Origin of the sequence: Paenibacillus nanensis, assembly GCF_003583765.1 — a bacterium.
GTDB classification, from domain to species: Bacteria; Bacillota; Bacilli; order Paenibacillales; family Paenibacillaceae; genus Pristimantibacillus; species Pristimantibacillus nanensis.
Map to the genome: position 1 here is coordinate 82102 of NZ_QXQA01000013.1, position 14842 is coordinate 96943.

The window sequence follows — 14842 nt, forward strand, 5'->3', positions numbered from 1 at the left end:
AGGAGGCGCAAGTTGGAGACGATATCGCAGGAATTCGAGTTATTTGCCGAGCTGGCCAAAGGCATTGCCGCCCAATTCGGCGACCGCTGCGAGGTGGTCATTCACGATTGGTCGAAGCCTTTCGAAAGCACCATCGTCGCCATTGAAAACGGTCATGTTACCGGACGCAAGGTCGGCGACCCGAGCACCAATCTCGGCCTGGAGATTATGCGAGGCACAACAGACGGCGATAACCGACATAACTACATCACGCAGACATCGGACGGCCGGGTTCTTCGCTCCTCCTCCATCTACGTCAAGAACAAGAGCAACCAGATCATCGGCGCAGTCTGCATCAATTTGGACGTTACGGATCTAATTATGGCGGAGAAGACGCTGCAGTCGCTCACGGGAAGCGGATTGACCCCGGTGCGCGAATCGTTCGCGAGCAATGTGAACGAGCTGCTCGACACGCTGGTTATGGACGCGCAGGAAGCGATCGGCAAACCGCCTGCCCTGATGACCAAGGAGGATAAAATCCGGATGATTCAGCTCCTCGATCAGAAAGGGGCCTTCCTCATCAAAAAGTCCGGCGAGCGCATCTGTCAATACTTAGGCATTTCTAAATTTACGCTGTACAACTATTTGGAAGAATCCAAAACGGGAGGTGCGGGGGATGAGCGGTAAGCCGGCAGATTTCAGTCCATTAGAGACGCCATGTATCGTCATTCACCTGGAGAAGACGGAAGCAAACATTGCCAAAATGGCCGCGGCGATTCGGAAAACCGGCGTCCGTCTTCGTCCTCATGCCAAGACCCATAAGCTGCCCGAAATGGCGCATCGGCAGCTGCAAGCAGGAGCTGCCGGCATTACCGTCGCCAAAATTTCCGAAGCTGAAGTAATGGCGGACGGCGGCATTCACGATTTGTTCGTGGCTTATCCCGTCGTCGGATTATCCAAGCTTCGGAGAGCGGCTAAGCTCATTCAAGCCGGCGTCCGGCTCATTCTCGGCGTCGACAGCCTGGAGGGCGCGCAGCGAATGGCTCAAGTCGCCCGCGAACAAAACGTCGAGTTCGAGGCGCGTCTCGAGATCGAATCGGGGCTTAACCGGACTGGCGTCTCCGCGGCCGCGGCTGTCGCGCTGGCGAAGGAGATCGACGCGCTGGAAGGCGTCTCGCTGACGGGGATATTCACCTACCGGGGGGCAATGCTTGGCGGCGCCGGCACTACCGATCTCCGCTCCGCGGGGCATGAAGAAGGCCGCTTTATGGTTCAGACGGCGGATAATCTGCGGGCGGCTGGCATCGGCATCCGCGACGTAAGCGTCGGCTCATCCCCGACGGCCGTTTATGCGGCGGAGATCGAAGGCGTTACCGAGGTTCGTCCGGGCACCTATATTTATCAGGATGCAATGCAGGCGGCGTTCGGACTCTGCTCGCTTGACGAGTGCGCCGGCACGGTGCTTGCAACGGTGGTCAGCCGCCCCGCTCCCGACCGGATCGTCATCGACGGCGGCAGCAAAACGTTCGCGACGGACGTGCAGCCCGGCAAGCCGCCGCTCCATCTGAAGGGCTTCGGCCGCGTGATCGGCGATCCCGAAGCCGTGTTCGAGCGGATGAACGAGGAGCATGGCGTCATCGTCGTTAGTCCCGACAGCCGGTATCAGGTAGGCGATGTCATCGGCATCATTCCCAATCATATTTGCAGTACCGTCAATCTGCATAATTTCGTTTATTTGCTGAACGCGGACGGCGAGACGGCCAAAGTGCCTGTCGCCGCGCGGGGTTTGCTGGAGTAGAACGAGTTATAGGGAGGAGCTTGAACCATCATGCTGGATTACATTTTGAAGAACGGTAAAATCGTCGACGGCACCGGCAACCCTTGGTTCAGAGGAGATGTCGGCGTGAAGGACGGAATAATCGCGGCCATCGGCCATATCGATCAAGAAGCCCATCAAGTCATCGACGTTGGCCATCAAATCATTTCCCCAGGCTTTATCGACGGTCACTGCCACTCCGATCTCATGATCCTGGATCATCCCGGCAGCGACATTAAGCTTCAGCAAGGCGTCACAACGGAGGTTGTCGGCAACTGCGGTCTGGCGCCCGCTCCGTATGTGCGCAGCAGGGCTTCCCTGCTGAAAACGTATGTGCAGCCCGTTATCGGCAGCACAAGCTGGGAATGGCCATGGGAGACGGTTGGCCAATACATGGACCATGTGGCGAATTCGCTCATTTCGGAGCATATCGCGACCTACGTGGCGCACGGCGCGCTGCGTATCGCGGTTATGGGCTTCGAGAACCGTCCGGCTACGCCGGCCGAAATCAACCGCATGAAGGAGCTGCTGGAGGAAGGCATGCGCGCGGGCGCGATCGGTCTCTCGATTGGGCTGTTATACGCGCCGGGCAGCTATACGTCCCGCGAGGAGCTGGCTGAGCTGTGCAGCGTGCTCCCGAAATATAACGGCCTGCTCTCCACCCACATTCGCGGCGAGGGCAACAACCTGCTGCCTTCCGTTGCGGAAGTGATCTGGATCGCCGAGCGCGCGGGCATCTCGCTCCATATCAGCCACTTGAAGGCCGCCGGCAAAATCAACTGGGGCAAGGTGCTGGACGCGCTGGAGCTTGTGGAAGACGCGCGGGCGCGCGGAATGGATGTAACGGTGGATGTGTACCCCTATAACGCCGGCTCCACCACGCTTACGACCGTGCTCCCTCCTTGGGTGCTTGAAGGCGGCATTGAATCGACGCTGGAGGCGTTCCGCAATCCCAGCCTGCGGGCGCGCATCAAGGAGGAGCTCAGCCATGAGCAGACGGAATGGGATAACCTCGTATGCTCGACAGGCTGGAACAGCGTCATCGTTTCCTCCGTCCAGACGGAGAGCAACAAGCCGCTCGAGGGCAAACCGATTTCCGAAATCGCGGAGCTGCGCGGCCAGCATCCCGTCGATTGCATGATGGATTTGCTGCTTGAGGAGAACGGACAAATCGCGATCGTCTACTTCCATATGTCGGATGACGACGTGAAGCAGGTGATCGGGTACGAGAAGTCGCTCATCGCATCCGACAGCTTGAACTGCGAGATCGGCAAGCCTCATCCGCGTACATACGGGACATTCCCGCGCGTGTTCGCGAAGTACGTCCGGGATGACAAGACGCTGTCGCTGGAGCAGGCGGTCCGCAAGCTGACTTCCTTCCCCGTTCAGCGCTTCAAGCTGGGCAAGCGCGGACTTCTCGTGCCGGGTTATGCCGCGGACCTGACCGTATTCGATATGGATAACATTCAGGACAAGGCCACCTTCGCCGATCCGCGCCAATTCCCAACGGGCATCTCGCATGTGTTCGTCGGAGGCAAGCTGACTTTGCAGCGCGGCGTCCATACGCAGCAGCGGGAAGGCTCGCTTATCCGCGCCCAGCATTGCTGCTCGCACTAATGAATGCAACAGAATCATCCCATCCCCTATTCTATAAGGAGTGTATGAACATGTCCCAAATCGAAAAACGCCTCGCCGAGCTCGGCATTACGTTGCCGGAGCTGCCGGAGCCGAAATTTCTGTACAAAACCGTAAACCAAACAGGCAACTTGATTTACACCTCCGGCTTCGACTGCCGGATTGACGGCGTCCTTATGTATGAAGGGAAGGTCGGCTCCGATCTCACCGTCGAGCAGGGCCAGGAAGCCGCTCGCCAAGTCGTGATTAACTTGCTCGCGGCCATGAAGGCTTACCTTGGCGATCTCGACCGCGTTGTGAAGATCGTCAAAATTCTCGCTTTCGTAAACAGCGCGCCAGGCTTCGCCGATCAGCCGTATGTCATTAACGGCGCCTCGCAGCTGCTAATCGACGTATTCGGCGAGAACGGACGCCACGCGCGCTCCGCAATCGGCACAAGCGACCTGCCGTTCCATACGCCTGTCGAGATCGAATTGATCGCCGAAATTCGCGACTAATATACGGTTCTATCCCTTGAACAAGGAAAAATCCCCAAGCGTCTGCCGCTTGGGGATTTTCTGGTGCTATGATCAGGTAGTGGATAGGCTTTCCCGCTTCATTCGATGCATCATGGTTCGTGCGTCTAACGATTAGTACAGGAGAGTACGCGTGATGATAACCAAGAGAATGAAGAGGACGAGGATTGCTCCGACATTATTATACCCGCACCCGTTGTTGTAAGCTCCTGCTACAGGATAGTGAGAATTTGCGCCGCCAGATACGTTTGCCGCGTAGTTCATTTGTTCATCTCCTTTTTTCTTAAGGTACAGTATCCTATGATGTTTTCGCCAAGTTGTATGGGCACTGACGGTAATTTGTGCGTTTGCACATTTTTACGTTTCGCCCACACCATCCGGGTCCCGTCACGGCTTGCGGCCAGGCCCTTCCGAGCGGCTGTCCCTTTTTATAGGCATTAGCCGAAGTTTAATGTCCATAGGGTCATTTACCCAGTCACATTGAACCAGAGGCACATAACATACAGAGTACTCAAGACGTAAGGAGGTGCATGTAAATGTCCGGTTGCGTTGGTGGTGCTTACGGTGGCGGCTACAATAACGTTGGAGCGATCCTTGTTCTCTTCATCCTGTTGGTGATTATCGCTTGCAGCATTTGCGGTTTCGGCGGCTTCGGCGGCAAATGGTAATGACAGTCTGACATGTATCCTCCATGCATGCAGACTTGTTCATCGCTCATAGTATCCTAACGGAAGACCCGCTCACGCAGCGGGTCTTCCCTTCCGTTATGCCGCGGACAAGCCTTGGAGCTCTCCTAATACTCCCTCGTCGCCAGCGCCTTTTTGGCCGTTTCTTGGGAGAAGACGCCCTCGGCCGTAATAATCTTCATCGGCAGCTCCTTGCCTTCCGCCAGATCCTTGACCGCCTTCATGAGCTGCGGTCCCAGGAGGGCGTTGCACTCCACGGCGAAATTAAGCTTGCCGATGCTCATCGCTTTGAGCGCCGATTTGGTCGCATCTACCGAGATCAGCATAATATCCTTGCCGGGCATCAGCCCGTAAGCTTCAATCGCTGAGATCGCGCCGAGCGCCATATCGTCATTATGAGCGTATACAACGTGAATCGACCGGCCGTGTCTGCGGAGCGCTTCCTCCATTAATGCCTTGCCACGCGCCTTCGTGAAATCCCCCGCATACGATTCGAGCACCGTGAACCGGTCATCCTGCTTGATGACTTCTTTAAACCCGATCTCCCTGCCTGCGGCCGGGGCCGAATTCGGGGTGCCCTGCAGCTCCACGACGTTATAGCTTCGGCCGGCTTCCGCCTGCTGCGTAAGCCACCTTGCCGCGCGGCGTCCCTCCTCGCGGAAGTCCGAGCCGATATACGCCGTCCATAATGTATCGTCGCCCACTTGCACTTCCCGATCGGACAAAATAACGGGAATGCCGGCAGCCTTCGCTTCCTTCAGCACATCCTCCCAGCCTTCCTCCGTCTTCGGAGAAAAAGCGATCACATCTACGCCCCGTTCAATATATCCGCGTATTATTTCAATCTGCCGCTGCTGAGACTGGTCGGCATTTTCGTAGAGAAGCTCTATGCCGGCCTCCTCGGCAGCCTGAAGGACCGACTTGGTATGCGCGATTCTCCAGCTGCTCTCCGTTCCGACCTGCGCGAACCCGACGACGATCTTCTCCCCTTCCGCTTTCGGCTTCATCGCTGCGGGAGAAGGAAGCGGCAGCTCCTCTCCGCTGCCGCCCGTTCTCGCCGTAATCTTCTGGCTGCGAAGAATCACTTTTTTCGGAATCCCTTTTTCCTTATGAAGGATATCGATCGCATACCGGATCGCCTCCTTGCCGCCGGTCGGACTCGTGAACGCCCCCGTCAGCCTGTTGCTCGAGACGAACTGAAGACTGCCCTTCTCCGAATTAATGCCGTCGATGCCGATGATCCCTACGTTGTCCTTCCCAAGCTTCTGCAAAGCGCGGTACGCGCCAAGCGCCATCGCCTCATTATGCGCATAGATGAGGTCGAAGGACTCGTCTCCGGCTGAAAGCCATGCCGACAGCAGGTCCTCCGCCTTGTCCCGCTGCCAGTCCGCATAAATCGTGCCGGCGATCTCGAGCTTCGTGCCGGCGATTGTTTCCCGGAAGCCCCGGCTTCTCTCCACGACGGTCGGGGACCCCCGCAGGCCTTGAATCTCCATAACGCGTCCGCCCGACGCGCCAAGCGTCTCCGCTGCGAATTCCCCTGCTTTGCGCCCGATGAGCTCGTCATCCGTCCCGATATAGAGCGTGTAATCATAGCCCGTTACGCCTCTGCCAAGCACGATGACGGGGATGTTCCGATAAACGGCGCTTACGGTTTCGGTTAACGCCACCGGATCGTCCAGCGAAATGATGAGCAGGTCGATGCCGTAGCCGACCAGCTTCTGGACATCCTCGATCTGCTGCTCGCTGCTTTGCGCCGCATCGGTGAAAATGACGCGCATATCCCCGCGCTTCTCGACCTCGCTTTCGATCTCTTCATTCATGGCGACTCTCCACGGCTCGCTCAAATTCGGCTGGGACACCCCGATCAAATACGGGTAACCGCCTTCGCTCTTGCCGCCTTCGGAATGCGCCATGCAGGTCCGTAGGAGCAGCGCGGCCAGCAGGAACAACGCGGCGAGCATGGCATACGTAACGGCCAATCGCCTCGTCATAGCCGGTTCCCTCTCTTAAAAGCCATCGGCGAGGTGCCGGTCACCTTTTTGAATGCGCTGCTGAAATAATGCTGGCTGCTGTAGCCGACGCTCTCCGCGATCTCGTAGACCTTGAACAGGGGATCATTCATCAGCTGGATCGCCTTGCGGATCCGCACTTCCGTTAAATAGTCAATGAAGGAAAGCCCCAGCTCCTTCTTCAGCTGCTTGCTCAAATAAGTCGGACTCACTTGGACGCCTTCCGCGACATCGCTTAGCGTCAAATCCGGCCTGTGATAATGCCGGTCAATATATTTCCGCGTCAAAATGACGATAGGCGAAAGACTGCTCCTGTCCGATAACGACTTGACGAGCGCGCGGTAGGTCTCCGGCATGCCGGTCAGCCGCTCAGCCGTCTGCTGCTCCACGATAATCGTTTTGTCGAGAAGGCTTTCCATCTTATCTTGAATCTTCGCTCCGAGGGCTGGCCATTCCGGACAGCTATCCGCGCGGCAGAGAACTAGCGTATGCCCATACCTATCGGTTAGCGCCGCATGCGAGGCTTCCGGGGAGCCCGCCATCATGTCCCCTGCGATATTCCGAAGAGCGAACTCCAGCAAGCTGCGGTCCCACACGCGCTTTGACTTCCCCGAATCCGCATGCTGAACGACTTTAAAGGCGATCAGGCCGGCTGCCCCCTCCCAGCCGAGTCCAAGGTAATGCGACTGTCCCAGAATCGCCTCCGGCTCTACAATTCCCTCAAGCCATTTGAGGAGAAAAGCGTCCCGAATCGCCGCGGAGTTGTCTTGCAGCTGCTGGTTCATCCAATGAAGCCGGCGGCTCGAATCCCTTGCCAGCTCCAGCTCGTGAACCGCCTTACGTACAACGCTCTCCAGCTTGCTTTTTACAACCGGCTTTAACATATATTCGAACACGTGAAGCTTAACCGCCTGCTGCGCATAACGGAACTCGTCATGTCCCGAGATGATGATGACGATGCAATGAGGCACATGCAGCCGGACCTGCTGGACGAATTCCAGTCCGTCCATCAGCGGCATGCAAATATCGACGAACAGCAGATCCGGCTTTTTCTCCTTCGCGGCCTCCAGCGCCTGAACGCCGTTCTCCGCTTCGCCGACCAGCTCAATGCCAAGCTCCTGCCACGGCAGCGCTTTGGACAATCCCCTGCGGATTTTGGGCTCATCGTCCGCGATCATTAGCTTCCACATGCGATTCTCTCCCCTAGCTTTCGATTATCCGTTTAGGAGCGGCAGCTGAACCTCGATCCTGGTGCCGTGTCCCCGCGCGCTCTCGATTTGTAAACCGTAGCCCGAACCGTATGACAGTCTAATTCTCTCGTTGACGTTATAAATGCCGTAACCCCGGTCCTCGCCGCTCCGCCGCTCTTGCTGCAGCGCCTCGTTCATTTGGTTCAGCCTTACGGGGTCGAATCCGACGCCGTCGTCCTCTACCGTCAGAATCAGCCTCTGGCCGTCTCTGCAGCCTCCGATCCGGATATGACCGCTGCCTGCCTTCGCTTTAATGCCATGGTAGATGGCATTCTCGACAAGCGGCTGAAGAATGATCTTCGGAACGTTCGCCGCTGCCAATTCTTCAGGCAAATGGATTTCATAAGAAAGCTTATCCTCGTATCTCGCCATTTGAATAATCAAATAGCTCTCCACATGCTGGATCTCCTCACGCAGCGGGATCAGCTCGCGCCCTTTGCTCAAGCTGATGCGGAACAAGCTCGTGAGCGCCACGACAATGTCGACAATATCGTCGGCGTCCCGGTCCTGCGCCATCCACTGAATCGTATCCAGCGTATTGTACAAAAAGTGGGGTTTAATCTGCGCCTGTAATATTTTCAGCTCCGCTTCGCGCTTCTCCTTCTGCTCCAGATAGACGAGATGAATCAAATTATCGATCTCCTGAACCATGTTGTTAAAGCTGTTGCCGAGCTCGCCAATCTCATCCTTGGACTTGACAGGGTAACGCAGATGGAGCTCGCCCTCCTCCACCTTCTTCATCAAGCTCCTCAGCTTGCCTACCGGCTTCACGATCGAGCTTGTGAAATACCAGGATGCCGCAAAGCCGAGCGATAAGGTCACAAAGGCGATCAGCAGCGTGTAAAGCTGAATGTCCTTGACCACCTGCAGCGGCTCGTTCAGCGGAAAAACGCCGACAATCCGCCAGTTGTAGTCCGGGAACGAATGATACAGCAGCTGGTACTCCGTATGGTCGATCGTCCTCACTGTCTTGCCGCTGCTTCGGTTCAGCCAGTCGCCCGAAATCCGATAGACCACCTTGTTCACCGGGGAATACACGACGCCTCCGTCCCCGTCCATAATAAAAACAAAACCGCTCTTCCCAAGCGTCGCCGACTGGATCAGCTTTTGAATAATATCCAGCCTCATGTCGATCAGAATGACGCCCAGCACGCCGCCCGTGTCCGGGTTTTTGACCGCCCTAACGAAGGAAAGCACTTGATCGGCGCTAATATTCTCTTCGGCCCGGATATTTCTCCCGATCGGATGGCTGATGAGATGCAATTGATCAGGCTCTCCGTATGCGAGCTTATACCACCTCTCTTCGGCCATCGGATCGCGCGTAATCGGCTCCAGCCCTCTGCCGACGAACTGATTGTTGCCGCTTACAACAAAAATGCCGGCAATCTCCTTATGCTTCTCCATGTATAGGGCCTGTTGCTCCCGCACCCGTATGGTCGAAGTCAAACCGTTGTCTGCTTCCCGCAAAAACTGCTGCACTGCCTCGTCCGACGACAAGTAGTAGATGATATTATCCATCTCTTGAATGTAGACGTCGATATGGTTTTTCACTTGCTCCATCGTCTGGGCGGTGTAGGCGTTGGTCTCCTCCTCGATCGCATTCTTGTACAAGGTGCTGCCAAGAAGGCTGATCGCCAGAATCGAAAACAAAATAATGATGATGAAATAGAACAACAGCTTGAAACGGATGCTTCGATTCGCAAAACGGCCAATTAACATAGACATCCAATCCGATCCTCAAGAGTCGCATGCTCATTACCATTTTAAGGGCAGCCGTCAAAAGAGAAAACCCCTGCCGGGGCCGCTCCCGTCAAAGAGCGGCCTCGCGATAGAGGCGTTCGGCTGTGTCGCCGTTTCATGAGGTGTTTATTAGTATTTGCGGTTCGGCAGGGCATCGATCGCTTTCTGGCCGAAATAGACGTCTTCTTCGGACTTAATCCATTTGTCCAGCGTTTTGCCGGCTTTATAGTCGAGAATCGCTTGCTTGAGCTGCGGTCCGAGCAGCGGGTTGCACTCGACCGTGACGTTCATCTTGCCGGCCGCGATCGCTTCGAATGCGGCTTTGATGCCGTCAACGCCGATAATTTTAATATCCGTACCCGGCTTGAGGCCCGCCTCTTCAATCGCTTGGATCGCGCCGAGCGCCATGTCGTCGTTGTGGGCGTATACGACTTGAATGTTTTTGTCCTTTTTCAAATAGGCTTCCATGACCTCTTTGCCTTTGGCGCGGGTGAAATCGCCTGTCTGCGAATACACGATTTTGTAGCCCGGCAGATTCGCGATGGCGTCCTCGAAGCCTTTCTTGCGGTCGTTGGCCGCGCTTGCGCCGACTGTGCCTTCCAGCTGCACGATGTTGACCTCTGCATCCTGGCCAAACTCGTCGATCATCCATTTCGCCGCGTTCTGTCCTTCTAAAATAAAGTCGGATCCGATAAACGATACGTATAAGTCCTCATTGCCTTTCGTAATGCCACGGTCGAGCAGGAAGACCGGAATACCGGCGTCCTTCGCTTCCTTCAGCACCGTCTCCCAGCCGGATTCAACGACGGGTGCAAGGCCGATGGCATCGACCTTCTGCGCGATGAACGTGCGGATCGCCTTAATCTGGTTCTCCTGCTTCTGCTGGGCGTCGGAGAACTTCAATTCGAAGGCCGGGTCATTGCCGAACGTCTCCTTGATCGAATCCGTCTCCGCATCCCGCCAGCCGCTTTCCGCCCCGATTTGGGCGAAGCCGACGACGAGCTTTTTGTCCGCCGGCTCTTCGGACGGCGCGCTTGACGGCTCGCTCGTTTCCTGCGGCGCATTCGACGCGTTGCCCCCCGTATTGCTGCCGTTTCCTCCATTCCCCCCGTTCCCGCTATTGCCGCAGCCCGCGAGCAAAGCTGCCGTCATGATGAGCGAAAGCGCCATGACGAACAATGGTTTCTTTCTGTTCACGCTTATTCCTCCCTTTAAACCTTGTATTCGCTGCAACCTCACTATACAAAGAATGCATTTGCTCTGTATTTACAAATTAACGACTTTATTTTCAAATTTCGGCTGATTTTTGGAAATTGGAATCGTTGATTTTTCTTTGCGCATCACGATTAACCGCTGAAACGCCATGAACAGAAATAAGAGAAAGCCGATCGTAATTTTCGTCCACCAAGAGCTTAGCGTTCCTTGGAACATGATGATCGTCTGGATGATGCCCGTGCACAGCACGCCGAGCGTCGGGCCGATCAGGTAGCCGAAGCCGCCGGTAAGCAGAATGCCGCCGATGACGCACGCCGCGATCGCGTCCATCTCCATGCCCATCAGATGCAGCGAATAGCCGGACAGCATATACAGCGTGAACACGATGCCGCCGACCGCTGAGAACAAGCCGCTCAGCGTGTAGACGAGAATCGTCGTTTTGGCCACGGGCAGTCCCATAAGAAGGGCGGACTTCTCATTTCCGCCGATGGCGTATACCGCCCTGCCGAACGCGGAGTAGCGCGCGGCGAGAATCGCCAGCACGACAACGATTGCCGCGATAATGACGCTGACGTTGATGAACCCGTCTTCCCATACGTAGATTTTGTGTTGGGACAGCATCACGAAGGTCGGATTGTCGATGACGATGCTCTCCGTGCTGATCATAAAGCTGATGCCTCGGGCAAGGAACATGCCTGCGAGCGTCACGATCCACGGATGGAGGCGGAAGCGCTGAATGAGATAGCCCTGCCCGAACCCGAACAGCGTGCCGATCGCAAGCGAAGCTAGAATCACGATAACTGCGCTCGCCCCCTGCCGGAATAAAGCCGCCGATACCATGCTGATCAGCGCGACGACCGAGGCGACGGACAGGTCAATGCCGCCTTTTATAATGACGAAGGCCATGCCGGTCGCGACGATGATCAGGTAGGCGTTGTCGATGAACAGGTTCAGGAACACTTGAAGCGAAAAAAATCCGGTATACAGCGCCGCTCCCGAACCGTAGAGCACCAATAGCAGAAGCAATGTCGCCAGTACGATAATGTTGTTATGGCTTATTTTTGAGGTTAACGATCTCATCGCTGCGCCACCTTCTTCTTCGATAGAATGAACGATTGCCTGAAAACGTCGGATTGGATGAGGCACACGATGATGACGACAATCGCCTTCACGAGCAAAATGCTGGAGGGCTCGACGCCGAGCGAATAGATCGATGTCGTCAGCGCTTGGATAAACAAGGTGCCCGCAATCGTCCCGCCTAAGTAAAAGCGCCCTCCGCGCATGGACGTGCCGCCGATTACGACCGCCAGGATCGCGTCAAGCTCGATCCAAAGCCCCGCATTGTTGGCGTCGGCGCTTGCTACGTTCGAGCTGATGATGATGCCCGCTATACCGGCGCATACGCCCGTAATCGCGTACGCCGTCATGAAGATCACCTTGGGACGAATGCCCGCGTAAGCGCTCGCGGTTTTGTTGCCGCCGGCAGCCTCCAGGAACAAGCCGAACGCCGTCCGCGTCTTGAACAAATAGGTGAGAAGGAATACGCCGAGCGCGATAAAGATTGGGAACGGCAGCCCTAGCAAATGCCCTTTGCCGATGAACTGAAACGCTTCGTCGCTTGTCGTCAGCACTTGGCCACCCGTTATGAGCTGGGCGATCCCGCGGCCGATCGTCAGCAAAATAAGCGTCGCTACCATCGGCTGAATGCCAAGCAAGGCGACCAGCATGCCGTTCCATAGCCCGCATAGGAGCCCCACCGTTAGCCCGGCTCCGATAACCGCCCACAGCGGGTAGCTGTCCAGCAGCATGACGGCCAACGCGCCCGAAATCGCCAGCACGGAGCCGACCGAAATATCAATGCCTTCCTTGGCAATGACAAGCGTCATGCCGATTGCGATAATGATCAGCGGCGAGCCGTTTTTCAAAATATCGATCAAATTGCCGTAGAGATGGCCGTCCTTCCACTCCATCCGGTAAAACTCCGGGATGACGATCAGGTTGAACAGGAATAACGCCGCGATCGCCAGCAGCGGCCAGATCAGCTTCTGCTTGACCAGCCTATGCGCCAATGCCGTCAGAATCGCCATAGACTTCCGCTCCTTTCGCGATCATCTCCATGATGACGTTCTCTCTCATGCTCTCCCCGCTTACTTCGCCGATTTTAATCCGGTCTCGCAGCACGATAATGCGGCTTGCGCATTGCACAATCTCCTCCAGCTCCGCCGAAATGATCAGGATCGAAATGCCCGTTGCCGCCAGGTCGAGAATCAGCTTTCGAATTTCCGCTTTGGAACCGACATCGATGCCGCGCGTCGGCTCGTCCAGAATAAGCAGCTTCGGCTGGGTCGCCAGCCATCTGGCCAAAATAACCTTCTGCTGGTTGCCCCCGCTCAGGTTATCGATTTTCTGCTCGCCGCTCGGTGTCTTAATTCGAAGAAGGTCGATGTAATGCTGCGTGATCTCCTTTTGCTTGCGAAGCGGAATGTACGAGAACAGCCCTTTGCGGGCCTGCAGCGCAAGCACGATATTTTCGCGGATTGTCAGCTCCCCGACGATACCCGCCACCTTGCGGTCTTCGGGCGTGAAGCCGAGTCCCTTCTGAATCGCCTTCTGCGGGTACATGTCGGCGAGCTGTTCGCCGCTAATCGTAAGCGTCCCTTCATCGGCCTTGTCAATGCCGAAGATGAGCTTCGCCAGCTCCGTTCTGCCGGATCCGAGCAGCCCGGCCAGTCCGAGCACCTCTCCTTTTCGGATATGCAGATCGATCGGATGCAGGCTGCCCCTCTTGCCCAGCGAGCCGGCGGTCAGGAAAATTTCGCCGCCGGTCGGAATTTCTTTTGCGGCGCCAGCTTTCGCGTCGGTTTCGTTCCACTCCCTGCCGATCATATGGGAGACGAGCTCGGTTTTCGTCAGCTGCTCCGTCTCGTACGTTCCGACATACTCCCCGTTGCGCAGCACGGTAATCCGGTCCGTCACCTCGTACACTTGATCGAGGAAATGGGTAACAAACACAATGCCTAAGCCTTCCTGCTTCAGCTTGCGCATCACCTTGAACAAGCTGCTCACTTCGCTGGCGTCAAGGCTTGAAGTCGGTTCGTCCAGAATAAGAATGCCGTTCGAGATATCGACGGCTCGCGCGATCGCGACCATTTGCTGCACAGCTACGGAATAATGCGACAGCGGCTGCCTGACGTCAACGTCAAGCTCCAACCGGTCCAGCAGCCTCTCGCTCTCCCGGTTCATGGTCTCCCAGTCGATCAATCCCCGCTTCCTCGGATGCCGCCCGATAAATATGTTTTCCGCCACCGTAAGGTTCGGACACAAATTTACTTCCTGGTACACGGTGCTAATGCCGAGCGCTTGCGCCTCCTGCGGGGACTTTGGCGATATGACGCGTCCCGACAGCCGGATCTCGCCTTCATCCCGCTCGTGTACGCCCGTCAGCACTTTAATTAACGTCGATTTGCCCGCGCCGTTCTCGCCCATAAGGGCGTGGATTTCACCTTTGCGAAGGGCAAAGCTTACGTTCGACAACGCTTTGACGCCGGGGAACGATTTGCTGATTCCGCTGGCCTCCAGCACGATTTTTTGGTCCATGAGCCTTCACCTCTTTCCGTATTCACCTCCAATTGTAGGAAATTCGGCCTTTCGCCGTATTTAGAAATATTGGTCTTTTTTTTCACATTTCGGACATTTGGGGCAGCTGGCGTACAAACTCCGGGACCTCACCCCTGGGTGGCCCTGTTTTGTACGATTTTTCGTACAAACTCCGGGGTTTCGCAACTTGCCCGCCTGCTTTTGTACGATTTTTCGTACAAAGTCCGGGGGGGTCGCAACTTGATGGCCCGCTTTTGTACGATTTTTCGTACAAGCTCCGAGGTTTCGCACCTCGCCCGCCCGCTTTTGTACGATTTTTCGTACAAACTCCGGGGGTTCGCAACTCGCTCGCCCACTTTTGTACGATTTTTCGTACAAACTCCGGGGGTTCGCAACT

General features: G+C 56.1%; 12 protein-coding genes. 5 read left to right on the plus strand and 7 right to left on the minus strand.

From position 1 onward, the window contains the following. The first annotated feature begins 12 nt into the window (after window positions 1-12). The 5 genes from D3P08_RS18965 to D3P08_RS18985 all read left to right on the plus strand — a co-directional run bounded on the left by D3P08_RS18965 (window position 13) and on the right by D3P08_RS18985 (window position 4613). Window positions 13-666 carry a helix-turn-helix transcriptional regulator gene (locus tag D3P08_RS18965; RefSeq protein WP_119601435.1) on the plus strand — a complete coding sequence of 218 codons (654 nt, stop codon included), beginning with the start codon at window positions 13-15 and terminating at the stop codon, window positions 664-666. Continuing rightward, entirely contained in the window at window positions 656-1777 is a 1122-nt protein-coding gene (locus tag D3P08_RS18970) for an alanine racemase (protein ID WP_119601437.1), read from the plus strand. The genes D3P08_RS18965 and D3P08_RS18970 overlap by 11 nt, the downstream gene beginning before the upstream one ends. A 30-nt stretch (window positions 1778-1807) precedes the next feature. After that, entirely contained in the window at window positions 1808-3412 is a 1605-nt protein-coding gene (locus tag D3P08_RS18975) for an N-acyl-D-amino-acid deacylase family protein (RefSeq protein WP_119601439.1), read from the plus strand. 50 nt (window positions 3413-3462) lie between these two features. Further along, on the plus strand, window positions 3463-3927 hold the full coding sequence (locus D3P08_RS18980) for a RidA family protein (RefSeq protein ID WP_119601441.1): 465 nt from the start codon (window positions 3463-3465) through the stop codon (window positions 3925-3927). 554 nt (window positions 3928-4481) lie between these two features. After that, the gene (locus D3P08_RS18985) at window positions 4482-4613 is read left to right on the plus strand and encodes a sporulation protein YjcZ (RefSeq protein ID WP_119601443.1); all 132 of its coding nucleotides are present in this window, start codon (window positions 4482-4484) and stop codon (window positions 4611-4613) included. Between the two features lie 125 nt (window positions 4614-4738). On the opposite strand, the gene D3P08_RS18990 is transcribed toward D3P08_RS18985, so the two are convergent. The 7 genes from D3P08_RS18990 to D3P08_RS19020 all read right to left on the minus strand — a co-directional run bounded on the left by D3P08_RS18990 (window position 4739) and on the right by D3P08_RS19020 (window position 14445). Beyond that, the gene (locus tag D3P08_RS18990) at window positions 4739-6625 is read right to left on the minus strand and encodes a substrate-binding domain-containing protein (RefSeq protein WP_119601445.1); all 1887 of its coding nucleotides are present in this window, start codon (window positions 6623-6625) and stop codon (window positions 4739-4741) included. Next, a complete protein-coding gene (locus D3P08_RS18995) occupies window positions 6622-7833 on the minus strand; it encodes a response regulator transcription factor (protein ID WP_119601447.1) in 1212 nt (403 codons plus the stop codon). Before D3P08_RS18995 ends, D3P08_RS18990 begins: the two co-directional genes overlap by 4 nt. A 24-nt stretch (window positions 7834-7857) precedes the next feature. After that, on the minus strand, window positions 7858-9618 hold the full coding sequence (locus D3P08_RS19000; RefSeq protein WP_119601449.1) for a cache domain-containing sensor histidine kinase: 1761 nt from the start codon (window positions 9616-9618) through the stop codon (window positions 7858-7860). A gap of 144 nt (window positions 9619-9762) precedes the next feature. Continuing rightward, the gene (locus D3P08_RS19005) at window positions 9763-10830 is read right to left on the minus strand and encodes an ABC transporter substrate-binding protein (protein WP_240647651.1); all 1068 of its coding nucleotides are present in this window, start codon (window positions 10828-10830) and stop codon (window positions 9763-9765) included. 69 nt (window positions 10831-10899) lie between these two features. Beyond that, the gene (gene yjfF, locus D3P08_RS19010) at window positions 10900-11928 is read right to left on the minus strand and encodes a galactofuranose ABC transporter, permease protein YjfF (protein WP_119601451.1); all 1029 of its coding nucleotides are present in this window, start codon (window positions 11926-11928) and stop codon (window positions 10900-10902) included. Beyond that, window positions 11925-12935 (minus strand): ABC transporter permease, encoded by a 1011-nt coding sequence (locus D3P08_RS19015; RefSeq protein WP_119601453.1) that lies wholly within the window; start codon window positions 12933-12935, stop codon window positions 11925-11927. The genes yjfF and D3P08_RS19015 overlap by 4 nt, the downstream gene beginning before the upstream one ends. Then, window positions 12907-14445: a sugar ABC transporter ATP-binding protein gene (locus D3P08_RS19020; RefSeq protein ID WP_119601455.1), complete on the minus strand. Its 1539-nt coding sequence runs from the start codon at window positions 14443-14445 to the stop codon at window positions 12907-12909. The genes D3P08_RS19015 and D3P08_RS19020 overlap by 29 nt, the downstream gene beginning before the upstream one ends. Between the last annotated feature and the right edge of the window lie 397 nt (window positions 14446-14842).